This is a genomic window from Enterobacter cloacae complex sp. IR5441, from assembly GCF_049238215.1.
Lineage (GTDB): Bacteria > Pseudomonadota > Gammaproteobacteria > Enterobacterales > Enterobacteriaceae > Enterobacter > Enterobacter hormaechei_C.
Map to the genome: position 1 here is coordinate 104,247 of NZ_JBMKIA010000010.1, position 24,127 is coordinate 128,373.

The 24,127-nt window shown below is 55.9% G+C and carries 21 protein-coding genes and 1 pseudogene; 5 read left to right on the top strand and 17 right to left on the bottom strand.

The features are described 5' to 3' along the window. Nucleotide 1: 1 nt before the first annotated feature. The 6 genes and pseudogenes from uspE to ACOTX5_RS13240 all read right to left on the bottom strand — a co-directional run bounded on the left by uspE (nucleotide 2) and on the right by ACOTX5_RS13240 (nucleotide 6,877). Nucleotides 2-952, bottom strand: coding sequence for a universal stress protein UspE (uspE, locus tag ACOTX5_RS13215; RefSeq protein ID WP_006808916.1), 951 nt, complete (start codon nucleotides 950-952; stop codon nucleotides 2-4). Between the two features lie 137 nt (nucleotides 953-1,089). Further along, nucleotides 1,090-1,842 carry a fumarate/nitrate reduction transcriptional regulator Fnr gene (fnr, locus tag ACOTX5_RS13220; RefSeq protein ID WP_000611906.1) on the bottom strand — a complete coding sequence of 251 codons (753 nt, stop codon included), beginning with the start codon at nucleotides 1,840-1,842 and terminating at the stop codon, nucleotides 1,090-1,092. A gap of 183 nt (nucleotides 1,843-2,025) precedes the next feature. Then, nucleotides 2,026-2,541 carry a methylated-DNA--[protein]-cysteine S-methyltransferase gene (gene ogt, locus ACOTX5_RS13225; protein ID WP_015570643.1) on the bottom strand — a complete coding sequence of 172 codons (516 nt, stop codon included), beginning with the start codon at nucleotides 2,539-2,541 and terminating at the stop codon, nucleotides 2,026-2,028. 9 nt (nucleotides 2,542-2,550) lie between these two features. After that, nucleotides 2,551-4,077, bottom strand: a complete 1,527-nt coding sequence (gene abgT / locus ACOTX5_RS13230; protein WP_045911675.1) for a p-aminobenzoyl-glutamate transporter — start codon at nucleotides 4,075-4,077, stop codon at nucleotides 2,551-2,553. 44 nt (nucleotides 4,078-4,121) lie between these two features. Continuing rightward, nucleotides 4,122-5,567: pseudogene (locus ACOTX5_RS13235) on the bottom strand (M20 family metallopeptidase). Further along, nucleotides 5,567-6,877 carry a M20 family metallo-hydrolase gene (locus ACOTX5_RS13240; protein ID WP_045911677.1) on the bottom strand — a complete coding sequence of 437 codons (1,311 nt, stop codon included), beginning with the start codon at nucleotides 6,875-6,877 and terminating at the stop codon, nucleotides 5,567-5,569. Before ACOTX5_RS13240 ends, ACOTX5_RS13235 begins: the two are co-directional and overlap by 1 nt. Nucleotides 6,878-7,052: 175 nt before the next feature. Here ACOTX5_RS13240 and ACOTX5_RS13245 point away from each other — a divergent pair, with 175 nt between their 5' ends. Together ACOTX5_RS13245 and smrA are read left to right on the top strand one after the other, a co-directional pair. After that, nucleotides 7,053-7,958: a LysR family transcriptional regulator gene (locus ACOTX5_RS13245; RefSeq protein WP_045911678.1), complete on the top strand. Its 906-nt coding sequence runs from the start codon at nucleotides 7,053-7,055 to the stop codon at nucleotides 7,956-7,958. A 350-nt stretch (nucleotides 7,959-8,308) separates the two neighbouring features. Then, the gene (gene smrA, locus ACOTX5_RS13250) at nucleotides 8,309-8,872 is read left to right on the top strand and encodes a DNA endonuclease SmrA (RefSeq protein WP_045911679.1); all 564 of its coding nucleotides are present in this window, start codon (nucleotides 8,309-8,311) and stop codon (nucleotides 8,870-8,872) included. Between the two features lie 32 nt (nucleotides 8,873-8,904). On the opposite strand, the gene tcp is transcribed toward smrA, so the two are convergent. Beyond that, complete coding sequence (tcp, locus tag ACOTX5_RS13255; protein WP_017384568.1) at nucleotides 8,905-10,566, bottom strand: methyl-accepting chemotaxis citrate transducer; 1,662 nt, start codon at nucleotides 10,564-10,566, stop codon at nucleotides 8,905-8,907. Nucleotides 10,567-10,711: 145 nt separating this feature from the next. Between tcp and ACOTX5_RS13260 the strand changes: the two genes are divergently transcribed. Further along, on the top strand, nucleotides 10,712-11,578 hold the full coding sequence (locus ACOTX5_RS13260) for an aldo/keto reductase family oxidoreductase (protein WP_045142525.1): 867 nt from the start codon (nucleotides 10,712-10,714) through the stop codon (nucleotides 11,576-11,578). A 46-nt stretch (nucleotides 11,579-11,624) separates the two neighbouring features. Here ACOTX5_RS13260 and ACOTX5_RS13265 read toward each other — a convergent pair whose 3' ends face one another. Continuing rightward, a complete protein-coding gene (locus ACOTX5_RS13265; RefSeq protein WP_003857516.1) occupies nucleotides 11,625-11,825 on the bottom strand; it encodes a hypothetical protein in 201 nt (66 codons plus the stop codon). Nucleotides 11,826-12,150: 325 nt separating this feature from the next. Here ACOTX5_RS13265 and ACOTX5_RS13270 point away from each other — a divergent pair, with 325 nt between their 5' ends. Together ACOTX5_RS13270 and ACOTX5_RS13275 are read left to right on the top strand one after the other, a co-directional pair. Further along, the gene (locus ACOTX5_RS13270) at nucleotides 12,151-12,570 is read left to right on the top strand and encodes a translesion error-prone DNA polymerase V autoproteolytic subunit (protein ID WP_003857514.1); all 420 of its coding nucleotides are present in this window, start codon (nucleotides 12,151-12,153) and stop codon (nucleotides 12,568-12,570) included. Nucleotides 12,571-12,916: 346 nt separating this feature from the next. Next, the gene (locus ACOTX5_RS13275) at nucleotides 12,917-15,346 is read left to right on the top strand and encodes a glucose/quinate/shikimate family membrane-bound PQQ-dependent dehydrogenase (protein ID WP_045911680.1); all 2,430 of its coding nucleotides are present in this window, start codon (nucleotides 12,917-12,919) and stop codon (nucleotides 15,344-15,346) included. 86 nt (nucleotides 15,347-15,432) lie between these two features. Here ACOTX5_RS13275 and pqqF read toward each other — a convergent pair whose 3' ends face one another. The 9 genes from pqqF to yajD all read right to left on the bottom strand — a co-directional run bounded on the left by pqqF (nucleotide 15,433) and on the right by yajD (nucleotide 24,063). After that, nucleotides 15,433-17,709, bottom strand: a complete 2,277-nt coding sequence (gene pqqF / locus ACOTX5_RS13280; protein ID WP_045911681.1) for a pyrroloquinoline quinone biosynthesis protein PqqF — start codon at nucleotides 17,707-17,709, stop codon at nucleotides 15,433-15,435. A gap of 5 nt (nucleotides 17,710-17,714) precedes the next feature. After that, nucleotides 17,715-18,857 carry a pyrroloquinoline quinone biosynthesis protein PqqE gene (gene pqqE, locus ACOTX5_RS13285; protein WP_022651046.1) on the bottom strand — a complete coding sequence of 381 codons (1,143 nt, stop codon included), beginning with the start codon at nucleotides 18,855-18,857 and terminating at the stop codon, nucleotides 17,715-17,717. Then, nucleotides 18,844-19,122, bottom strand: a complete 279-nt coding sequence (gene pqqD / locus ACOTX5_RS13290; protein ID WP_003857508.1) for a pyrroloquinoline quinone biosynthesis peptide chaperone PqqD — start codon at nucleotides 19,120-19,122, stop codon at nucleotides 18,844-18,846. The genes pqqE and pqqD overlap by 14 nt, the downstream gene beginning before the upstream one ends. A gap of 2 nt (nucleotides 19,123-19,124) precedes the next feature. Beyond that, entirely contained in the window at nucleotides 19,125-19,880 is a 756-nt protein-coding gene (gene pqqC, locus ACOTX5_RS13295; protein WP_023296520.1) for a pyrroloquinoline-quinone synthase PqqC, read from the bottom strand. Nucleotides 19,881-19,882: 2 nt separating this feature from the next. Further along, a complete protein-coding gene (gene pqqB / locus ACOTX5_RS13300) occupies nucleotides 19,883-20,800 on the bottom strand; it encodes a pyrroloquinoline quinone biosynthesis protein PqqB (protein ID WP_017384563.1) in 918 nt (305 codons plus the stop codon). A gap of 55 nt (nucleotides 20,801-20,855) precedes the next feature. After that, nucleotides 20,856-20,927 (bottom strand): pyrroloquinoline quinone precursor peptide PqqA, encoded by a 72-nt coding sequence (gene pqqA, locus ACOTX5_RS13305; RefSeq protein WP_002905689.1) that lies wholly within the window; start codon nucleotides 20,925-20,927, stop codon nucleotides 20,856-20,858. A 138-nt stretch (nucleotides 20,928-21,065) separates the two neighbouring features. After that, nucleotides 21,066-22,085 carry a dipeptidase gene (locus ACOTX5_RS13310; protein ID WP_032670022.1) on the bottom strand — a complete coding sequence of 340 codons (1,020 nt, stop codon included), beginning with the start codon at nucleotides 22,083-22,085 and terminating at the stop codon, nucleotides 21,066-21,068. Between the two features lie 104 nt (nucleotides 22,086-22,189). Continuing rightward, a complete protein-coding gene (locus ACOTX5_RS13315) occupies nucleotides 22,190-23,455 on the bottom strand; it encodes a Y-family DNA polymerase (RefSeq protein WP_032609083.1) in 1,266 nt (421 codons plus the stop codon). A gap of 260 nt (nucleotides 23,456-23,715) precedes the next feature. Further along, nucleotides 23,716-24,063 (bottom strand): HNH nuclease YajD, encoded by a 348-nt coding sequence (yajD, locus tag ACOTX5_RS13320; protein WP_006808895.1) that lies wholly within the window; start codon nucleotides 24,061-24,063, stop codon nucleotides 23,716-23,718. Nucleotides 24,064-24,127: the final 64 nt, after the last annotated feature.

Here is a 24,127-nt window from a genome sequence, read left to right on the forward strand (position 1 = left end):
GTCAATCGTCTTCCTCATCGTCCAGTTCAACCGGCGTTTGATACTGATCCGGTTTGATGACCAGAAGGTCGCAGCGCAGATGGTCGATCACCTGCTCGGCGGTATTTCCCAGGAACGCGGCAGAAATACCGGTCCGGCCAATGGTGCCCAGCACCACAATCCCGGCCTGCAAATGCTCCGCCAGATCCGGAATAACCTCTTCCGGTAACCCTTTTTCTACGTGCGTCATATTCTCATCGATACTGAATTTCTGGCGCAGCGCTTTCATGGCCAGCAGATGCTGACCGCGAATCGCGTCGTTATACACGCTCGGGTCAAATTCAGGCAACTCGATGGCGATATTGATTGGCGTAACCGGATAGGCACCCACCAGATGGACTTCGGTGTGGTTAACCTGGTCGGCAAGCTGGATGGTTTCCTTCACCAGCTTCTCGTTCAGCGAATTGTGATAATCCTCTTCGCTGGCCAGATTCACCGCCACGACGGCTTTCCCGCCCTCAGGCCATGGCTGATCTTTCACCATCCATACCGGGCAAGGGCATTTGCGCAGCAGGTGCCAGTCGGTTGGAGTGAAAATCACAGATTCCAGTTTGTCATGCTGGTGCGCCATTTTCAGCAGCAGGTCATGCCCACCGGCCACCACTTCCTGAATAATGGCTTCGAAAGGTCGGTTGTGCCAGACCACTTTGATATCAATCGGTACGCCCGCTTCCAGGTAATATTTCGCCTGCTCGCGGATCCACGCGGTACGCTGGCTGATCACTCCCTGACGCATAGCGGTGCGCTCGTCAGGCGACAGAAGGGTGGTCATCTCGTATGAGAAGTCATAAATCGGCAAAAAGGCTTTAATTTTGCCACCAATCCGTTGATGTAAATACACAGCACGTCGTAATGCCGGCTGATCGTCCTGATTAGGATCGATAGCCACCAGCATGTTTTGATACTTTGCCATACAGGTCTCCTTACTACTGTCACCACAGTCTGTAAGTAAAAGAGTAACCTATATATCTTGAATGAAACAGGGGGGAAGTTTTTGCCAGATCAATAATCATGAAAATTTATCGACCTGGCATAAGATATCCGGGAGAGTTATGCCACGTTACGTGAGTGACCCGCCAGAATGGCCAGCGCTTCACCGTTTTCGATGGTGATGTACTTACCTTTAACCGCCAGCATTCCGCTCTTCTGGAAGCGACCCAGCAGACGGCTGATGGTTTCCACGGTCAGGCCCAGATAGTTGCCAATATCGCCGCGCGTCATGGTCAGACGGAATTCACGTGGGGAGAAGCCACGCTCCGCGAAACGGCGGGAGAGGTTATAGATAAAGGCGGCCAGACGCTCTTCGGCATTCTTTTTGGAAAGCAGCAGGATCATATCCTGATCGCCTTTGATCTCACCGCTCATCAGACGCATCATCTGCTGACGCAGGTTCGGCATCTTACCGGACAGATCGTCCAGCGTCTCAAACGGGATTTCGCAGACCATAGAGGTTTCCAGCGCCTGAGCAAAGCTCGGGTGATGGCCACTGCCGATGGCGTCAAAGCCGACTAAATCGCCTGCCAGATGGAAGCCAGTGATCTGCTCGTCGCCCTGTTCGGTAATGGTGTAGCTTTTGATGGTGCCAGAACGGATAGCATAGAGCGATTTCAGTTCGTCTCCCGCCTTAAACAGCGTCTGCCCTTTCTGAATAGGCTTTTTGCGCTCGATGATATTGTCAAGCTGATCGAGTTCGTGCTCATTCAGAGTAAACGGGATACAGAGCTGGCTGATGCTGCAATCCTGGCAATGGATAGCACAACCGCCAGACTGAATGCGTCGTATAATTCGCTTTTCCGGGATCATAGGTTTGCTCAAGCCTTAATTGATATTGGTCAATTTTAACATCTTTTTGGTAAGGACGTAAGTCTGGCAAACCCCCAATAAAGACAAGAGACGGCAGCGTGTTGCCATCTCCTTGAAATTCCACAGAATGATTAAGGATTATGAACCTAACAGGAAGAAAATTAAGCACAAAAAGCCTGGGAATTACAGCAGGAAATACCCTTCGTGACGCAGCAGCCACTCTTTGCGCTGTACGCCCCCGGCATAGCCGGTGAGGGTGCCGTTGCGCCCGATCACGCGATGGCAAGGCACCACAATGCTGACGGGGTTAGAGCCATTTGCCGCACCGACCGCGCGCGCCGCGCCGGCACGGCCAAGCTGTTCTGCCAGCTGACCGTAGTGCATCACCTGCCCGCAGGGAATATTACGCAGCGCCTGCCACACCTCGCGCTGGAAAGGGGTGCCCGCCGTGGCGGTTGGCAGGGTATTAATAATGCTGAGATCGCCCTCGAAGTAGGCCGTCAGTTTATCGCTCAGCCCGCCAGGATTACGGGCAGTAATACGCTCGTAACCCTCGGCGCGATAATGGATGTTGAGCAGCTCAACCATCCGGTCGCTGTGCTCTTCCCATTCAACCGCGCGCAGATTGAACGCTTCATCCGCGATAACCCACAGCGGCCCCAGCGGCGTCGCAATCTTATCTTCGAGTAATCTCAGCATCAGTACTCCTTAGTTCAGCCTCGGGTAAACACCCGGTCCAATCGGCAGGCCGACAAGATACCACGCCACCAGCATCACCAGCCATACCCCTAAGAAGATAAGCGGATAGGGCAGAACCAGCGAATAGTAGGTACCCAGCTTAGCCTCCGGTCTGTAGCGTTGCAGGAAGCCTAAAAACAGCGGAACGAAGGGTGACACGGGCGCCAGCGGGATCACCGAGGAATCGGCGACACGGAACAGGATCTGGGCGAATGCAGGATGGAAGCCGAGCATCATAAACATGGGGATAAAGATGGGCGCCAGAATCGACCAGATGGCCGACCCGCTGGCAATAAACATGCACAGCAGGGACGACAGCAGCGCCAGGCCGACAAACGCCGGAACACCGCTCAACCCCGCCGCCTCCAGCGCGTCCGTCAGGCTCACGGCCATAAACTTGCCCATGTTGCTCCAGTTAAACATGGCGACAAACTGCGCCAGCGGGAACACCATCACGATAAAACCCGCCATCTCCTTCATCGGCTCGATCATCAGGTGCGGCAGATCTCCCTGACGGCGGATTTTGCCGGTGGCGATGCCGAACGCGAGCGAAACGACGAAGAAGAAGAGAATTATCAGCGGCACAATGCCCTGAATAAACGGCGAGGGCAGTACGGTGTGTTTGATCGGATCGCGCAGCACGCCATTTTCCGGCACCACCATCAGCGCCACCACCGCAATGAACGCCAGCGAGACGATCCCGGCTACGCGCAGGCCGAACTGCTGCTCTTTGCTCAGCGTCTCCAGCTTTTCATCGCTCCGGCCTTCCCATTTACCCAGGCGCGGCTCAATGATCTTATCGGTAATCAGCCCCCCGACAATCGTCAGGACAATCACCGAACTGGCCATAAAGTACCAGTTGTCGATCACGCTGACGTGCATAGTCGCATCGATGGTGCTGGCTGCCTCCGTACTGATGCCGGAGAGCAGCACATCGGTGGTCACGATAAGCAGGTTAGCGGTAAACCCACAGCCGACGCCCGCAATCGCCGACAGCAGGCCCGCAACAGGATGACGGCCAACGGCGAGGAAAATCAGCGCCCCCATCGGCGGCATGATCACCAGCGCCGCGTCGGACGAGATATGGCTGAAGAAGGCAATAAACAGCACCATATAGCTGGCATAACGCGCGCTGACGTGCGAGGCCATTTTCACCATCAGCGCGGGCAGCAGACCCACGCGTTCGGCCAGTCCCGCGCCTAACACCAGCGCCAGGATGGCGCCCAGCGGCGCAAAACCGCTGAAGTTTTTAATCACGTTCGGCAAAAACCAGTGCAACCCTTCAACGCTGAGCAGGTTTTTCACTGCTACCATACTGCCGTCGGCCGGGCTGCGCACGCTCACCTCAAAGGCGGACAGCACGGCCGTCGCGACCATCAGTATGACAATTAAATAGATAAAAAGCAGGAAAGGGTGCGGCACTTTATTGCCGATCCTTTCAACCCAGCCATAGAGCTTACCGGATGGGGAATGCGAAGGTATGGAAGACATACTCATGGGCGTTCCTCGGGACTGTTGTTGTGTTGTTGTGTTGTGTTTTTTTATTTTAAAGGTGACGGTGTCACGCCCTGCGGGATCGGACACTCGTACGGTTTTTCTGTTATGTGTTGTTCGAGCTCTTCCCGGCATTTTCGCAACAGGTCGGCATCCTGAAGCAGATGCAGCGCGGTCGCGCCCATCACTTTTCCGGCCAGCAACATGCCTTTATGGGCAATTGAGGTACGCCCCTGCGCCACTAATTGCCAGGTATGCAGTGGGGTGCCGACGGTAAAACAGGGGCTAAAGCACTGTGCAACAGGCATCTTCCAGCTGACATCTCCCACATCGGTGGAGCCTGCCAGCACGTTATCGGTGATGGCGTAAGGGGCAACTTCATCCACCAGCAGCGTCTCCTGATGGCGTCGGGCAAACGCTTTTCCCTCTTCGGCCCCCGTTGCGGCAATGTTTTTCAGGCTGTTTTGCAGGTCGTTTGCCGTGAGCGTGGCGCGGATTTCACGGGCAAATTCGCGTTCCTCTTCCGTCCAGGCCGGCGTGCCATAATGCTGCAATGCGCGGTACATCGCCGCTTCGAGCGTACGGTTCGGCAGATAGCTGGAGCAGGCTTTATCAAAGCGGCACTCGACGGTGGTTTCGGTCATCATCGCCGCACCCTGGGCGATTTTCTCGATGCGCGCGTAGATCTGCTGCGCATCGGCCATCTCCGGGGCGCGGATCAGGTACAGCACCTCGGCCTGGGCCTGTACCACGTTGGGCGAAATCCCGCCGGTATCGGTGATGGCGTAATGAACGCGCGCTTTTTCAATGATGTGTTCGTTGAGGAAGTTTGTACCGGTGGTCATCAGCGTCACGGCATCCAGCGCGCTGCGCCCCAGATGTGGGGAGTTTGCGGCATGAGCGGCGATCCCCTTAAACCGCCAGGCGGCCTGAATATTGGCCAGCGTGCTGACGTTAAACATCCCGGCAAAGGCCTCCGGGTGCCATGTCACGGCAGCGTCCACGTCGTTAAACAGACCTTCACGTACCATAAAGGTTTTACCGGAGCCGCCTTCCTCGCCGGGGCAGCCGTAAAATCGTACCGTTCCGCTGCCGCCGTGTTGTTCCAGCCAGCTTTTCACCGCCACCGCCCCGGCGAAGGCAGCAGTGCCTAACAGGTTATGCCCGCAGCCGTGGCCGTTCGCCCCCGGGGTGGCGGATTGCGCCGTCGCGCAGTGCGCCTGCTGGCTTAGCCCGGCCAGGGCATCGTATTCGCCCAGAAGGGCGATAACGGGCTTGCCGCTGCCGTAGCTGGCAATAAAGGCATTGGGAATGCCTCCGGCTTCCCGCGTCAGGGTAAAGCCCTCTGCTTCCAGCGCGCTGGCGAGCCGTTAGGCGGACCAGAACTCTTCGAAGCGCGTTTCGGGATGATCCCAGATGTCGTCGGCAATATCGGTAAACGTCTGACATCGCGTGTCGATGGCATCAGCGATAAAAGCATAGTTCTCCTGCATTACACACCTCGCGTCCACGGGAAATTAAGCGCAGTTCGCGCCAGCGTTTCGATGGCAACGTTCATCACCTGCTCATCAAAATCGAATTTTTCGTTGTGATGTCCGGCGCTCAGCTCGGTGCCGAAGACCATATACGAGGCCATGCCGCCGTTCTGCTGTACGCGGGCCATCATTAGCGTGGCATCTTCGGAGCCCGCAGGCGCTTTGACCTTATTAATGGCATGAGTCACGCCGGGCACCTGGCTTGCCTGTTCGCGCAGATAATCGACCCAGGCCGGAGAAGGGGCGCTGGAGGTCGCCGCCCCCATCAGGTTTACCCCGGCTGTTACGCCGTAGAGCGCCGCCGCGCCGGTAATTACCGCCTGCGCGCGCTCAAAGACATACTGATTAATGGCCTCGCTTTCGCCGCGGGTTTCAACCTTAAGCAACGCATCAGCCGGAACCACGTTGCGTCCGCTGCCCGCCTGCATGACCCCGACGTTAACCCGGGACGCGCCTTCGCTGTGTGGTGCGATGCCATGCAGCGCGATGGCGGCCTGGGCAGCCGCGAGCAGGGCGTTACGGCCCTCTTCTGGTTTACCGCCAGCGTGTGCGGCGACCCCGGTAAAGCGCACGTCAAATTTGGTGGTCGCCATGAAGTTATCGCTGCCGCAGATCACCGTCCCTTCCGGAACGCCGGTCCCGATATGAATGGCGGTAAAGTAGTCCACGCCGTCCAGCGCGCCTGCGGCGACCATAGCCCGCGCGCCGCGCGTACCCTCTTCAGCAGGCTGGAAGATCAGTTTGATGATGCCGTTGAGCTGCGCTTCATGCTGCTTAAGCACCTGCGCGAGCCCCAGACCAATGGTGGTATGCCCGTCGTGGCCACAGGCGTGCATCATGCCCGGGTTGCAGGAGGCAAAACCGTCGCGGAAGGGGCGATGACTTTCGTCAAGCGCTTCGCTTAAATCAAGTGCATCCATGTCTACCCGAAACGCCAGCGTTGGGCCCGGACGTCCGGTATTCAGGGTCGCCACAATGCCGGTAAATCCGCCCTCAAACGGCGCCAGCCATTTCTCCGGCGCACCCTGCGCCCGGGAGCGGGCAAACTCTCGTGAAAGGGTGGCGTCATCGGGCAGTCCCATACGGCTTTCGGCATCGACCACGTCGCGCCCCATCGCCAGTTCGTAGCCCAGCGAGTCGAGGATCTCCGCGACTTTCGCAGCTGTTCGAAACTCTACCCAGCCGGATTCCGCAAAATGGTGGAAATCGCGACGCCATGCGCTCAGTTGTGGAGCTAATGTCTGAATGTACTGCGCCAGTGCGTTCATATCTTTTCCTGTCATCATTAAAATATGTGAACTGCTTCACGCTGTGATAGTTTTTACTTATCACTAATCGTTTTTTCACAGTTTTAACCGTTCAGGAATTACCCTCGCACATCCGTTTCCATTAAAGTAGATGACAGTTTCTTTACTCTGATAAACAACGGTTATCGGTCTCGTTATGTCATTTCAGATTAAATTTCATCAAATCAGGGCGTTTGTCGAAGTGGCGCGTCAGGGCAGCATTCGCGGCGCCAGCCGGACGCTTAATCTTTCGCAGCCCGCGCTGACCAAATCCATTAAAGAGCTGGAGGAGGGTATGGCGGCCCAGCTATTTGTGCGCCGGAGTAAAGGCGTCGCGCTGACCGAGTGCGGGGAAGGGTTTTATCACCGCGCTAATTTGATTCTGGAAGAGCTGCGTGCAGCGCAGGATGACATCCGCCAGCGACAGGGCGAGCTTGCCGGGCAGATCAATATTGGGATGGGGGCCAGTATTTCACGCAGCCTGATGCCGGCCGTCATTACGCGTTTTCATGCGCAGCATCCTCAGGTCAACGTCCGGATTATGGAAGGCCAGCTGGTGTCGATGATTAATGAATTACGTCAGGGTGAGCTGGACTTTACCATCAATACCTATTATCAGGGGCCGTACGATCACGAATTTACGTTTGAAAAGCTGTTCGAAAAGCCTTTTGCTGTATTTTGTCGGGCAGGGCATCCGGCGACAGGGGCGACCTCAATTAATGAGCTTTTGCAATATAACTGGACGATGCCTACGCCCCGGGGAAGTTATTATAAGCAGTTGCAGGATACTTTTAGCCATCGATCTCAAATACCGCGAATTGGCGTTGTCTGTGAGACCTTTTCCTCCTGTATTAGCCTCGTCGCACAAAGCGATTTCATCAGCATTTTACCGCAGGAGCTGGGCTGCGATCCGCTTCTGGCGCACCGTCTGATAATGCTGCCGGTTATCGAAACTCTGCCTAAAGCAGCATATTATTTAATTCAGCGTCGTGATTCTCGCCAGACACCGCTTGCCGAATCATTAATCACGCAGTTTCGAAGGGAAGCCAGGAAATTAATTTAATAAAAATAACAACAATAAAAAAATAGAGTCTGCCCGACATCAGACAGACTCCACAGTACACACAGTCGTGCGTCCTTTCGCGGATCCTACTTGCATTATCCATTGGGCAGGTTTATTAAGTTATAACAGCTTTTTCTTAAAAGAGAAGGACGTTGAGTGATTGATTTCACGATTTTTTAACGTAAATTATTTAATTAATTACGGCTGAAATTTAAGTTAAGGTTAGATTAAATTTATTGCGTCTGCGATTATCTGTTCCTTAAGCCATTATTTGAACCTGTGCCTGGATGATTGAGACCCGCAACGGGCGCAGGTATAGTACATCACTCAGATGTAGCCGGAGGATTTCCATGAACCCTGACGACAAATCACTTTTTCTTGACGCCATGGAGGATGTCCAGCCGCTCAAACGCTGCGCGGATATTCACTGGCAGCAGAGCCGCAACACGCGGGCGCGTCAGGAAATAGATACTGAGCAGCTCGATAACTTTCTGACGCTGGGGTTTCTGGAACTGTTGCCCCTTGCCGAGCCGCTCATGTACCAGCGCGAAGGGGTACAGCAGGGGGTATTTGATAAGCTGCGTTCCGGCAAATATTCCCGTCAGGCCAGCTTAACGCTGTTACGCCAGCCTGCGGAGCAATGCCGCCAGCTGGTCTATTCCTTTATTCGCCAGGCCGGACGTGACGGGCTACGCAACCTGATCATCGTGCATGGTAAAGGGCGTGCACAGCAGTCGCATCCTAACGTGGTGCGCAGCTATCTTGCGCGCTGGCTGACCGAGTTCGACGAAGTACAGGCCTTTTGCGAAGCGCAGCCGCATCACGGCGGCAGCGGAGCATGCTATGTCTCGTTGCGTAAGTCAGAGGATGCGAAGCGAGATAACTGGGAGCGCCACGCCAAGCGCAGCCGCTAATCAGGAAGGCGGGCGAGATGCCCGCCTGTCACTCAGAAGGTTTCCCAGTTCGCGTCAGCTGTATTCGCGCCTGCCGCTGACGGGCGCAGCAGTACGGGCGTTTTCACGTTTTTAGGGCGAGCCGCCAGCGATGCCTGAGCGTTCAGCCGGAATGCCGCCACGGCCTGACGCAGCTGTTCAGACTGATCTTCCAGCGCTGCCGCCGCCGTTGCCGACTCCTGTACCAGCGCGGCGTTTTGCTGCGTGACGCTGTCCATCTGCGAGACCGCCAGGCTGACCTGCTCTATACCGCGGCTCTGCTCGTCAGACGCCGAGGAAATCTCAGCCATAATATCGGTTACGCGCGTCACGGCCGCGACGATCTCTTTCATGGTCGCACCCGCCTCGCTCACCTGTTCCGAGCCGGTATTCACTCGGCTGACAGAGTTCTCGATAAGCCCTTTGATCTCTTTTGCCGCCTGCGCGCTGCGGCTGGCCAGCGTCCGTACTTCACCTGCCACGACCGCAAAGCCGCGACCTTGTTCCCCGGCACGGGCGGCTTCAACCGCCGCGTTGAGCGCCAGAATGTTGGTCTGGAAGGCAATGCTATCGATAACGCCGGTGATATGCGCAATTTGCTGAGAACTGTCGGCAATGTCATTCATGGTACGCACCACGTTATCCACCACCTGACCGCCGCGAGCGGCGGTTTCAGACGCATTCTTCGCCAGCAGCGTCGCCTGACGGGCGTTATCCGAGTTCTGTTTCACCGTGGCAGTCAGCTCTTCCATACTGGCGGCGGTCTCTTCCAGCGAGGCTGCCTGCTGCTCGGTTCGCGCGGAAAGGTCGTTACTCCCGGCGGCAATTTCTCCTGCGCCCGTGTAGATCGAATCGGTGCTGCCGCGCACGGCGCTGACGGTGCTCACCAGCGACTGCTGCATCTCGTGCAGACCAGCAGCCAGCTGGCCCATCTCGTTGCGCCCGGTAATCGCGACATTTTGCGTCAGATCGCCGCTCGCGATGGTGCGAATATGGTTCATGATGGCGTTGAGCGGTTTCAGGAGCAGGTGCTGTAAACCCTGCCAGATCACCACCAGCACGGCGATCACAGTCAGGAAGATCGCCGCCAGCGTCCACTGCATCTGGGTAAAGCTGCTCTGATTCTCTTCGGCGGCGGCTTTCAGAAGCACGTTGTTTTCAGCGCGCCAGCGGGTATAGACCGCCTCCATCTCATCCTGCGCCTGCTGGGCGTCCAGGTCGCCATAGGCCTGATAGTTATCGGCGCGCAGATACTCAATGGACAAGCGCATCACCTCGTGCATTTGCTTCCAGGCTTTCTGCATCTCTTCGGTGAGCGCGGCATTCTGGCCCTTCACCTGCGAAATCGCCTGCCAGTTTTTGTAATAGTCTTCGGCTTTGGTCAGCGAACCGTTCGCGGTGCCCAACAGCGTGTTGATTGCTGCGAGAGAGGCCGGATCGCGCTGGTTTTTCAGGTAGCGGATCGCCACGCGGGTGACGGTAACGCGCGTTTTCACCAGCGTGTTCACGCTGTCGCTCAGGCTCTCCTGTTGGGCATTGAGTAACCCGGAGTTCTGAAAGTTGTGACGATCGTTATTAACGGCAGAGTAGAACAACCCTCCCGTGACAACTTGCAGCAGACAGAATATGGTGAGGGCAAAGATAATACCGGTAATCACGTGCAGATTTTTCAGCATGGCGGTCATCCGTAAGAGAAGAGGCAGGGTTACATCAATACTATCGTCGTAGCGAATTTAAACTTTAATTTTACTATTGCTTAACTAATGGTTTCGTTGCGGAACCTGTTGTAAATCCGGATCATTTTTTATGAGGAAGGTCAGCATGAGCAGCATAGATAAAAGCGGAACGTTCACGCTCGGAACGCGTACGGTTAAACGATTTGGCTATGGCGCGATGCAGCTTGCCGGGCCTGGCGTTTTTGGTCCGCCAAAAGACAAAAATGCGGCGCTGGCGGTGCTGCGTGAAGCGGTGGCGTCGGGTGTGAATCACATTGATACCAGCGATTTTTACGGACCTCATGTGACCAACCAGCTTATCTGCGAGGCGCTTCATCCGTACCGGGACGACCTTACGATTGTGACCAAGATCGGAGCCCGACGCGGCGAGGATGCCTCCTGGCTGCCGGCGTTTTCCGCGCAGGAGCTGACGCAGGCGGTGCATGACAACCTGCGTAACCTGAAGCGGGATGTGCTGGACGTGGTTAACCTGCGGATCATGTTTAGCGCCCATGGACCGGCGGAAGGCTCGATTGCCGCGCCGCTGAGCACCCTTGCGGAGCTGCAACAGCAGGGGCTGGTTCGCCATATTGGGCTGAGCAACGTCACCGCTTCGCAGGTCGCTGAAGCGCAGAAGATGGTTTCCGTGGTGTGCGTACAGAACATGTACAACGTTGTGAATCGCGGTGACGATGCGCTGGTCGATTCGCTGGCGCAGCAGGGGATTGCCTGGGTGCCGTTCTTCCCGCTGGGCGGTTTCACGCCACTGCAATCTTCCGGACTACAGGCGGTGGCGGATTCACTGGGCGCGACGCCGATGCAGGTGGCGCTGGCATGGCTGCTGCAACGCTCGCCAAATATCCTCTTGATCCCGGGAACCTCGTCGGTGGCGCATCTGCGTGAAAACCTGGCGGCAGCCGATCTGGTATTGCCGCCTGAGGCGCTGGAGACGTTAAATTCGCTGGTGGGGTAATCCCGATGGCAGCAAAAGCCCGGAGGATTTTTCGGGCTTTTGCTGTTTATGATCCAATCTGACTTCTTTGGCGGTGAAGCGCTAATGCTTCCGCCACGATTTCCTGCTTACTTTTCCGTGTTTCATACGCAGTAATGCGGATGTACTCCATCAGCGCAGGATCGATGCGCGCGCTTAACATCCTGAGTTCGGCCTCCTTTGCGACACCGCGAGCAACACGCTTATCGGGATAATCACGGGCGGGCATAGAAAACGTCCTCCAAAAATTGTCTTGTTAATTTGTGCTGTAAAATATGCGCCAGTCTAAATAGAAAGTCAACGGATAGTGATTATGCAGTGATGCTAAGTTGTTTTTTGTGTATTTAGAAGTCATTAGTAAGTGATTTGATAGTGATGTTTTATGACGCGTTAAGCTTGCCCATACGTAAAAATTTACAAAGCAAATAATCTTCATTGCTATAGGGGGTTATAAGCGAAGCGGTTAAGGCGTAGCCAGCCGCTTACGCTGACATGGCTTGATCGATACCTCAGTTAAAACTACTGTATATAAAAACAGTGTGGAGGTGTTTATCATGATCTTTTTCAGACCCGCAGAGTTGCGTGAAATCGTTGCTATTCCACTTTTCAGCGACTTAGTACAGTGCGGCTTCCCCAGCCCGGCAGCGGATTATGTAGAGCGGCGTATCGATTTAAACGAGTTATTAGTCGCCCATCCCAGCTCCACTTACTTTGTCAAAGCCGCCGGTGACTCGATGATAGAAGGGGGGATTAATAACGGTGATTTGCTGGTGGTAGACAGTTCCCGCAAGCCTGAGCATGGCGATATCGTGATTGCGGCGGTAGAGGGCGAATTTACCGTGAAGCGCCTCCAGTTGCGTCCCAATATTCAACTCAACCCCATGAACAGCGCCTATTCACCGATTATTGTCGGCAGCGACGATACGCTCGATATCTTTGGTGTAGTGACGTATATCGTGAAATCCGCGAGCTGATCGTGTTTGTGAAGCTTAATTAATAGGCAATAAGTTAATTCTCATCATGCAAAAATCTTACGTTATCCGGGCTGTCTTGTCGGCAAACCTGATATTCATCGCATAAGCCGGAACTGACTGGTCAAATATTCTGGTATTGGCGAATTACAGAGTGATATCCCATTTTTTTATTTTGTTATGTTCCTGCACTTTAGTGAGTTTTCTTTTCTTCCGACAGAATACATTTTGTCTACATTATAATTTTAATTTATGATTCGCACACGAACAATTGATGTTATGCAGGGTTTTAGCATCGTGGCAGTCAATAAAACCCTGCTGTTATAAAGTAATCAGGAGATTCATTTTTATGTCAGACAATAATCCCCGCCCATCCGGCTGGTTAGGCCCGTGGTGCCTGCTGGTGGGTGTGATACTTCTTGTAACGGGGCTCTTTTTTGCCATCGGCGGTTTTAAACTGGTTTCCCTGGGGGGGAGTTGGTATTTTCTCATCGCCGGGGTTATCACTCTGCTCTCTGCGATTCAGTTCTTCCGCCGCAAGTCCTCTGCCGTGGGGCTGTTTGCCCTGGTGTTTCTTGGTACCCTGATTTGGGCATTTTTCGATGCCGGGCTCGACTTCTGGCCGCTGGTTTCCCGTTTAATGGTACCCGCCGGGCTGATGGTGCTGGCAGCCGCCACCTGGCCTGCATTGCGTAAACGTGAAGGAAAACCGTCCTGCGCAAAAGGAGCCGTGGGGGTCTGCGCGGTCCTTATTATCGCCATGGGCGTCACCTTTGTTCAGATGTTTCAACCCCATCCGACCGTGCCGTTTAGCGGTGAAAAACGCCCGCTGGTGCCGGTAAAAGATGATGCGAAACAGCAGAACTGGGATCACTACGGTAATACGGCTGGCGGTAGTCGCTTTGTGGCGCTGGACCAGATAACCCGTGACAACGTGAAAAACCTGAAACCGGTCTGGACCTACCATACCGGTGACGTACCGGAAAGTCCGGACGGCAATGGCGCAGAAGATCAGCAAACGCCGCTACAGGTTGGCGATCGTGTCTTTCTCTGTACGCCGCATAACAACGTGATTGCCGTGGATGCCGATAGCGGGAAAGAGATCTGGAAAGCGGAAATCAACGCCAAGTCTGCAATCTGGATGCGCTGCCGTGGCCTGGCGTACTTCGATGCCACCAAACCGCTGGCACAGCCAACGGTAGCTGGCTCCACGCCGGTCCTGCCAGCGCAGGTGGCACCGGGCGCTGCATGCCAGCGCCGTATCCTGATGAACACCATCGACGGTAAGCTGATCGCGTTAGACGCCGATAACGGCAAGTTCTGCCCGGACTTCGGTACTAACGGCAGCGTTAACCTGCATGAAGGGATGGGCGACGCGTCAGATCCCACCTACGTGCTGACGTCGGCCCCGACGCTGGCGGGTACGACGGTTGTCGTTGGCGGCCGCGTTGCGGATAACGTCAGCACCGATATGCCGGGAGGCGTTATACGTGGTTATGACGTGATCACCGGCCAGCTGCGCTGGGCGTTCGACCCGCGTAATCCGGATCCGAACTATGTTCTGAAGCCGGGCGAACACTACAAACGTAGCTCTGCAAACTCCTGGGCCCCTATGTCCTGGGATGCGTCGATGAATACCGTGTTTATCCCGATGGGAAGTTCCTCTGTCGACCTGTGGGGCGCTGACCGTATTCCGGAAGATCACAAATACGCCACCTCAATCCTCGCGCTGGATGCGACTACCGGGAAAGAGAAGTGGGTATACCAGACCGTGCATAACGACCTCTGGGATTTCGATATCCCGATGCAGCCGAGCCTGGTTGATTTCCCGACAAAAGAGGGCAACAAGCCCGCGGTGGTGGTGGGCACCAAAGCGGGGCAAATTTACATTCTTGATCGCCTGACGGGTAAACCGCTCACTGAAGTGAAAGAGGTTCCGGTAAAACCAGCGGATATTCCACGTGAACAGTACCCGGCAACGCAGCCGCGCTCTGTGGGGATGCCGCAGATTGGCGCGGAAACCCTGAAAGAATCGGATATGTGGGGGGCGACGCCGTTTGACCAGCTGGCCTGTCGTATCAGCTTCAAATCAATGCGTTATGACGGTCTGTACACGATGCCGGGAACCGATATTTCCCTGAGCTTCCCGGGCTCGCTGGGGGGAATGAACTGGGGTAGTCTGTCCACGGATCCGAACAACCAGTACATCTTCGTCAACGACATGCGTCTGGGTCTGTGGGTCCAGCTGATTAAACAAGATCCGCAGAGCGCGGTGGCAAACACAGGCGGTGAAGCCGTGAACGCCGGGATGGGCGCCGTTCCGATGAAAGGAACGCCGTATTCGGTCAACAAAAACCGTTTCATGTCACCGCTGGGCATTCCGTGCCAGAAACCACCGTTTGGTTCCCTCTCCGCCATTGACCTGAAAACGCAGAAAATCGTCTGGCAGGTGCCGGTCGGTACCGTTCAGGATACCGGTCCGTTTGGGGTAAAAATGCGTATGCAGATGCCTGTCGGTATGCCGACGCTGGGCGGTACGCTGGCCACGCAGGGCGGTCTGGTCTTCATTGCGGGAACCCAGGATTACTACCTGCGCGCCTTTGATTCTTCTACGGGGGAAGAAGTGTGGAAAGCGCGTCTCCCGGTGGGTAGCCAGGGCGGACCTGTCAGCTATGTATCACCGAAAACCGGCAAACAGTACATTCTGATCTCTGCCGGCGGTGCACGCCAGTCGCCGGATCGTGGTGACTACGTGATTGCCTACGCGCTGGATAAATAACAGCGAAATAAGCAGCCCGGCCCCGTCGTAGTACGGGGCTTTTTTTTGACTGAAAACCACGCACAGGAAGAAAGCGTCGGTTCTGGTCAGCCCGTGAAAAGCACCCGCCAGCGTCGGCGACGGCGAGTCATTTCGCGCCATAGCGCGATTATCTCGTCAGGTTGCAGGGCATCAATAGCCTGCGGCGTTAACACCGGCAAACCATAGCGCTGGCGCAGGGCGGCCACTGCCGTGGCGCTGGCATCCATCGGTGAGCGGATCTGCGTCGCCAGCTGCTGTCGCAACACGCTGAACGCTGCCTCATCGCACGGCGTCAGCTCACGCAAAAATCGTTTGCAGCAACCCAGCAGGTTCACGGGAGAACGGTCAGGCGACTGTAACGCCAGCAGCAGGCCATCGCGATCGGCAATACGCTGATAACGACAGCTGACCACGTAGCCAATCTGCTGTTCCACGCGCAGGCGCTGGAAAAATTGCGGTTCGCAGCATAACGCCAGCAGCCGCAGCGCGGCGAGCGACGCGCCCGGCGGCAGGGGAATAAACACCAGCAGCGCCGAATCCGCGCTGGCGTGCGGAATGTGTTCGATCCCGCCGGGACAACCGCTTAACGGCAACGGCGTAGCGTTAACCGGCGTCCGGAGCAGGCCAAGCTGCCGGGCTAACCCGTGTGCGTGTCCGGCGCTGCCGCCAACTAACGCCGCCAGCCAGCCGTCCCGTGGCGGGTCCGATGCCAGACGTTCAGGCAATTGCTGAAGCAGCTCACGGATGGCAATGCCTTCTGGCGCTGGCGTAATAGCAGGAGCGGGGTGGGAGAGGCGATCGATTATCGCCCCGATGATGGGTTCCGCCGTCACCATGGCGTCAGGAAGCCGCAGGGTGAGCTGCCAGCTACCGTCAACCGTTTGCCACTCGCCGCTGCCGTCGATATGGCGCAGTTCAGCAAGAAGAGGGCGTAACTGCTTGCCCATCGCCACCCCCTGTGACCTGTCCACGCGCGAATAAAAAGGCCTGCGCAGGATCAGCGTTGGCGGTTGTGTCTGCGCCGACAAATGCAGCAGTGGAGCGGCTTCTGACGCCGGGGCTGGCGCAGCATACCTGGCAGTCTGCGGGTAGAAGGAAAACGCGATGGGGCTATTATCTGCAACCGGCTGGCGACGCCAATGGCTAAGCGGCAGGGCAAAACCCTGGCTGGCGATAATTTCAGCGGTTTCCATTTTTTTGCAGGCCAGATACGAGGTGGGCGCCGTCAGTAAATCGGCACAAAAGGCGGAGAAGCCCACGGGCGCCGCGCCGGGCGCAAAACCAAATGCCCGCTGGCGCAGCTGCTCCAGCGTCGGCAGGGCGCAGAAACGCTGCTGTGCCAGCCGATAATAATGCCGCTGCTGCTCATCCGTCGTTTGCTGTAGCGCCCGTAGCCAGTGGGTAATATGCGGGTCAATATCCTCGGGCCGTTCGCTATCAACCGTCAGCGCCAGCCAGCCGTAATCGTCATCCTGATAAAGCCAGTTCAGGGCGACTTCTTCTGCCAGTCCACGCGCCCGTAGCCCGGCAATCAGGCTTCCGGGGGCGTCGTCCAGTAAAAACTCCCGAAATAAAGTGACGTTGTCACTTTTTCGGATTAACGGACAACGCCACAGTGCGGGTCGCTCCGTTACCGCCAGCTGATAATCTGCTTCAGCGCTGAGACGCAACGGGGGAGCGGTTTCAGGCATGCCTCCTGACGCAAAATCTGACGCAAACGTATGGGCAAGCTCGGCCAGCGCATCCAGCGTTTGCGGCCCTTGCAGCCACAATTGCAGGTGTCCTGCCACATAATAGCGACGATGAAAGTCGCGCAACGCGGCTTGCAGCGATCCCGGGTCCTGCCCGAGAGACTCCTTGCTACCCACCTGAAAACGGCGAAAAACCGCGGGTTCTTCCATCGCGTGGCGCGCCGCCGCTTCGCGCCGGGCGGAATCATGTTGCTGGATGAGCCGGTTTTCCGCATCAATGACCGCCACTTCGCGCTGTATGTCATGCGGTGAAAGCAGCGGCGCCTGCAACATATCCCGCAGCCGCGCGACGCCGTCGGACAGGTTATCGGCGGCAACGTCGAAGAAAAAAGCGCTGTGGCGAGCCAGCGTGGTGGCATTGACGCTGCCGCCCTGGCGCTGGACCCAGGCCATGAGTCGATCATCGCCCTGATAGCGCTGGCTACCGCGGAACAGCAGGTGCTCAAGCAAATGCGCAAGACCGGCGAAGCGCGGTGGCTCGTGATGGCTTCCGGCACTCACGCGCGCCAGCGCCGCCGCGCGTGTCGCCTGCGGCTGATGCACCAGCGTTGCGCGTAAACCGCCTGCCAGTTCCACGATGCGGGTGGTCATTATCGTTACAGTTCCCGGGTTTTATAGATAAGCTGAGAACGGGTACGGTTGCGGAACTGAAGTTGACCGATCTTCATATCACTACAGGCTGCTTCGCGTCGCGCCTCGAGGATTTTATGATGATGCGGCGATTTGCTGCACACCGGATCGGCGTTATCCGCATTCCCGGTGAGCATAAAGGCCTGACAGCGGCAGCCGCCGAAGTCCTTCTCCTTTTCATCGCAGGAGCGGCACGGCTCCGGCATCCAGTCAAACCCGCGATAGCGGTTGAAGCCGAAAGAGTCATACCAGATCGATTCCAGGCTCTGCTCAAGCACCGACGGGAAATCCACCGGCAGCTGGCGCGCGCTGTGGCAGGGCAGCGCCGTGCCTTCCGGGGTCACGCTGAGGAAAATCGACCCCCAGCCGCCCATACAACCTTTTGGCCGCTCTTCGTAATAATCGGGGGTGACGAACAGCAGGTTGGTCAGATTGCCGCTGGCGGCCATTTTTTGCCGATATTCGGCAACCACGCGTTCCGCGCGGGCGATCTGTTCCCGCGTCGGCAGAAGCCCCTGACGATTAAGGAACGCCCAACCGTAGAACTGGCAGGTGGCAAGTTCGACGTCGTCGGCGTCCAGTTCGATGCACAGCTCGATGATTTTATCGATCTGATCGATATTATGTCGGTGCAGGACGAAATTCAGCACCATCGGGTAATCACGGGCTTTGACCGCTTTGGCCATCGCCAGCTTCTGCTGGAAGGCTTTTTTATTTCCCGCCAGCGCAGCGTTGAGCACTTCATCGCTGGCCTGGAAGCTAATCTGGATATGGTCCAGACCGGCCTCGCTGAACGCGTCGAGCTTGCTTTCCGTCAGGCCAATTCCCGAGGTGATCAGGTTGGTATAAAAACCGAGATCGCGGGCGGCGCGGATCAGCTCCGGCAGATCTTTACGCGTCAACGGTTCGCCGCCGGAAAAACCTATCTGCACGCTGCCCATCGCCCGCGCCTGGCGGAAAACCTCAATCCACTGTTCGGTGGTCAGCTCCTGATCCTGCCGGGCAAAGTCCAGCGGGTTAGAGCAGTAAGGACACTGTAGCGGACAGCGATAGGTCAGCTCCGCCAGCAGCCACAGCGGTGGATTGACGGCGGGTTTATTCTGGCTCACGGAAAATAATCCACTTCTGTTGATAAGCGATTTGCAGGAATTCTACGACGTCGTCATCCACGCCGCCGGCTTCCGGGAACCGTTCGTTGAGTATGGCAATGATGGCCGCCGCGTCGCGTTGGCCATCGACCAGTTCGAGGATCGCGGCCGCGGTCTCATTGAGTTTAGCCATGCCTTCCGGATAGAGGATGACATGGCTGTCCTGAGCGGCTTCCCATTGCAGGCGATAGCCGCGACGAAAGGCGACGATGGAGTTTTTTTGCATGCTTATACCAGTCGGGTTGTGTGCCAGGCCGCTTTGTCGGTGACCGTGTGATAAGGCGGACGCTGTAGCGCGTAGGCCATGGTCATCGCGTCGAGCATCGACCACAGGATATCGAGTTTGAACTGAAGGATCTCCAGCATCCGATTCTGCTTTTCCGCGCTATCGCAGTAACGCTTCGCCAGCTCCAGACCGTGTTCAACGTCGCGTCTGGCCTGGCTGAGGCGGCTGCGGAAATAAAAATAGCCTTCCTCTTTGATCCACGGGTAGTGCTGTGGCCAGCTGTCGAGACGCGACTGATGGATTTGCGGGGCGAACAGTTCGGTGAGCGAGCTGCATGCCGCCTCCTGCCAGTTGGCGCGGCGGGCGAAGTTAACGTAAGCGTCGACGGCGAAACGGACGCCGGGCAGCACGTGGCGTTCGCTGATTAAGTCCTCGCGGCTGAGCCCCACGGCTTCGCCCAGCTGTAGCCAGGCTTCGATACCGCCGTCATGACCGTTGCTGCCGTCGTGATCGAGGATCCGCTGCACCCATTTGCGACGCGTGTGCGGATCCGGGCAGTTCGCCATAATTGCCGCGTCTTTCAGCGGGATCGTCGTCTGGTAGTAAAACCGGTTCGCCACCCAGCCCTGGATCTGCTCGCGGCTGGCCTCGCCGTTATGCATCGCGATATGGTACGGATGGTGAATATGATAGTAGGCGCCTTTCGCCCGGAGGGCGTGCTCAAACTCTTGCGGTGAGAGCGTTTCGCGAATGTGCATAGTTAGTCCTGAAGCGTGATGTTCATCCCGTCCCAGCTCACTTCTATTCCCTGCTGCGCAAGGGCGTGACGCTGCGGCGACTGCTCGTTAAGGATCGGGTTGGTGTTATTAATGTGGATCAGAATCTTGCGCTTTGCCGGCAGCGAGGCCAGCAGCGCCATCATGCCGTGTTCATCGCCGAGCGCCAGATGGCCCATGTCGCGGCCGGTATTGCGCCCGACGCCAGTGGCCTGGAGTTCATCGTCCTGCCAGACGGTACCGTCAATCAGCAGACAGTCCGCTTTTTTAAGCCACGGCAGGATGGTGTCATCGGGTTCACCGAGACCCGGTGCGTAGAACAGCGTCTGACCGTTGCGGCGGTTTTCGATAAACAGCGCCACGTTATGCCCCGGCAGCGGGCGGTCGCGCCACGGCGAATAGGGCGGTGCGTTACTGGCGATGGGGACAGCGGTAAACTGCAAATCAGGGCAGGCTTCCACGCTAAAGGCGGTGAGCGGCGCGATCGGGTGGTGAATCAGGCCACCGTTCCAGTGCCGGAGCATGGTAAAAATCGGGAATCCGCTGGAAAGATCTTCATGCACCTCCGGCGTACACCATACCTGATGCGGGCACCCCTCGCGCAGGCTGAGCAGCCCGGTGGTGTGGTCAATCTGGCTATCGGTGAGAATAATGCCGCCAATATGCGTGCCGCGCAGAACCTCTTTCTTATTCAGTTCTGGCGTATGGGCAATCTGCTGGCTGATATCGGGGGAGGCGTTACACAGCACCCACTCTTTGCCGTTATCGCTGACGATGATCGACGACTGGGTGCGAGGGGTCGCCTGAAGGGTACCGTCGCGCAAACCCTGACAGTTGGCGCAGTTACAGTTCCACTGGGGGAAACCACCGCCAGCGGCGGAACCGAGGACTTTTATAAACATGAAGATGGGCCAGGTAGTCAAACAAAAATGCCCGCACGGATGGCGGGCAGAGCGATTAGCGGTTGGAAATGTACAGGGTCACTTCCAGGCCAAGACGTAAATCAATAAAAGCAGGTTTCTTCCACATCGTTTTTTCCTCTTTAAAAATGCAGCACTAACGCCATTGTTTGTGCCAGTTTTGTGATGGTCATCAAATAATGCGTCACAGGAGGGCAAAGCTCAACCCGAAAGATGTAAGGAATTAACTTAATGTTTACAACGTAACCTATTGTTGCCAAACATTTTGCAATACCTTTTGCCAGTTGCCCCACAGCAGCTTATTCAGCACAAATTGATCATAGCCGCTGTCACGCAACGCGCTGATTAGCCGCGGTAAACCACTCACATCGTGTAAGTCATCAGGCAACGTAATGCCGTCAAAATCGGAGCCCAGCGCGACATGATCGTCACCCATGATGTTAATAAGATAGTCGATATGGCGAACAATCGTACTCAGCGGGGTATCGCTATCGCGTTTACCGTCGGCGCGCAAAAACGCGTTGCCGAAATTGATGCCTGCCACGCCGCCGCTGTCGCGGATAGCCAGTAGCTGCCGATCGGTCAGATTGCGCGGTTGCGGGCACAGCGTATGGGCGTTGGAATGGGTGGCGACCAGCGGTGAAGAGGAATGACGAGCGGTATCCCAGAACGCTTTTTCATTCATATGCGAAACGTCAATCAGCATGTTCAGGACGTTAGCGTGCTTAATGAGGGCGATACCCTCAGCGGTAAGCCCTGGGCCGCTGTCCGGGCTGCCGGGAAACGCCCCGTTAACGCCGGTGCCGAAACGGTTAGCAATGTTCCAGAAAGGCCCAATGCTGCGCACCCCGGCGGCATAGAAAGCCTGTAGATCGTCTCCCTCGCCGTCAAAACCGCCCGCGCCCTCAATATGCGCCACCATCGCCAGCACTTTATCCTGACGGCAGCGTTCGATATCCGCCGCGCTCAGGCACAATCGTGCCCGGCCATCGGAGTGTGCGACAAGCTGCTTAAGGATCGTCAACTGCTGCCAGAGAATGTCGACCGGCTGCCACGGCTCGCTGGCGTATTGTGGCGCCATGCGGGCGATATACTCCTGCGGCGGCACGAACAGCGCGAACAGCCCGCCGGAAAATCCGCCTTGCTGCATGCGTGGATAATCGAGGTGTCCGTTCTCAATGCCGGAGAAGAAGGCCGTTACCGGATCCTGGCGATGGTGAAGCCATAAATTAAGCAACAGGTCATTGTGACCATCAAAAATCGCCATAGCGTATCCCACTGTCTTTTATTGCTGCGAAAGTTGCCTGGCACGATAACCGATTTGTCCGGTCCGGCAAGGGGAAAATTACAACTTAGCAGCAATTGTTAATATCACTTAACAGTGAGGAGATCCGCAAAGCGGGTGGTGTAGCGGGGTGAAAGCATTTCCCGTTTCATCTGCCACGGCTGCTGTATACCCTGTCCCGCGAAGTAAAGCGTGCCACGGCCATTTTCAGCATTCAGATGGTCTAATACATCCATTAACTTTTGGCTGTTTTTCCTGGGTGCGTTGTCGTCAAACAGATTAAGTTGCGCGACGCCCTGGCTATAAAAATCTCCCAGCATCACTCCGGCTTTCTGGTACCGATGGCCGTTCTTCCAGACCGCATCCAGACAACGAACTGATGCGCCGATAATATCCCGGCTATCCTGGGTTGGGGTGAGCAGTTTTACCGACGCGCTATTGCCATAATATGGCTCGTTAAGCGCGAAGGGCGAGGTTTTAACAAATACGGAGATAAAGCGGCAATGCTGATGCTCATTGCGAAGTTTTTCTGCTGCCCGGGCGGCATAACTACAGATGGCCTGGCGTACATCGTCATATTCCGTGATGCGTTCGCCAAACGAGCGCGAACAGACGATTTCTTGCTTTACCGGGGCAAACTCTTCCAGTTCAAGACACGATTCGCCCCGTAATTCACGCACCGTTCTCTCCAGCACGACATTGAAATGTTTTCTTATGAACCGGATATCGGTGTCTGCCAGTTGCAGGACGGTCTTAATCCCCATCATCTCAAGCTTCTTCGCTATGCGACGTCCTACACCCCAAACGTCTTCGACGGGTAGCGCCGCCATCAGCTTTCTCTGACGATCTACATTGGATAAATCAACAACGCCTCCCGTCTGGCGCTGCCAGCGTTTCGCCGCGTGATTTGCCAGTTTCGCCAGCGTCTTTGTGGGTGCGATGCCCACCCCGACGGTCAGATGGGTGCGTTGCAGTACGGTCGCTCTCATTTCATGCCCAAAATCGGAAAGATCGCGACAATTACGCACGCCGGTAAGATCGCAAAAGATCTCATCAATTGAGTATATTTCGCTACGAGGCGACATCTCTTCAAGCGTGTTCATTACCCGGTTGGACATATCCGCGTAAAGTTCATAATTACTGCTGAAACAAACCACGCCATGATGCCTGAAGAGATCTTTCTGTTTGAAGTACGGTTCACCCATTTTCACAAAGGGTTTGGCTTCAGCGGAGCGAGAGATGACGCACCCATCGTTATTGGACAACACGACCACCGGTCGTCCCTTCAGGTCCGGGCGAAAAACCGTTTCACAGGAAGCATAGAAAGCGTTCACATCACACAGTGCAAACATGGTCAGCTCGCTCTGGTATCGCCAGGAGGGGTGAAAAACTGCATTATGATCACCGTTAATTAAGACTGTATTTATATACAGTATTGTATGTTGATAGCAAAGATCAAGGGGGGAACGAGGAGTGACGTCGTACGGGTGCAGGAGGGAGAGGGTTATGTTCAGAATGGCGGCGAGGCAAATCTGGCGGAAAGGGTATTTAATGAAATGTTTAAGGAATATAAGTGCCCATACGACAGGTATGGGCAGTGAAGCCGTCGATATTACTTCTTCTTGTTCATCATCGCCTTGAGATCGGCAAAGGGGTTAAACGTGGCGACACCCACGTCTTTTTGCGCATCCTCACCCGCGACAACGGTGGTGCCATACTGATCCGCTTCGGTGTACTTTGAGTGTTCGTGATCGTGACAAAACAGGCACAACAGCTCCCAGTTACTGCCATCTTCCGGGTTATTGGTGTGATCGTGGTCGATATGGTGAACCGTGAGTTCACGAAGATTTGAATAAACAAACTCACGCGAGCAGCGTCCACAAACCCAGGGGTAGATTTTTAGCGCTTTTTCACGGTAGCCGCTTTCCAGCCGTGCGTAGTTTTTGGGGATCAGAGCCATTGCTGATGTTACCTGTTAAAAAGAGAATAGTTCACACTATATCCCATTATGAGATGTCAGGAGA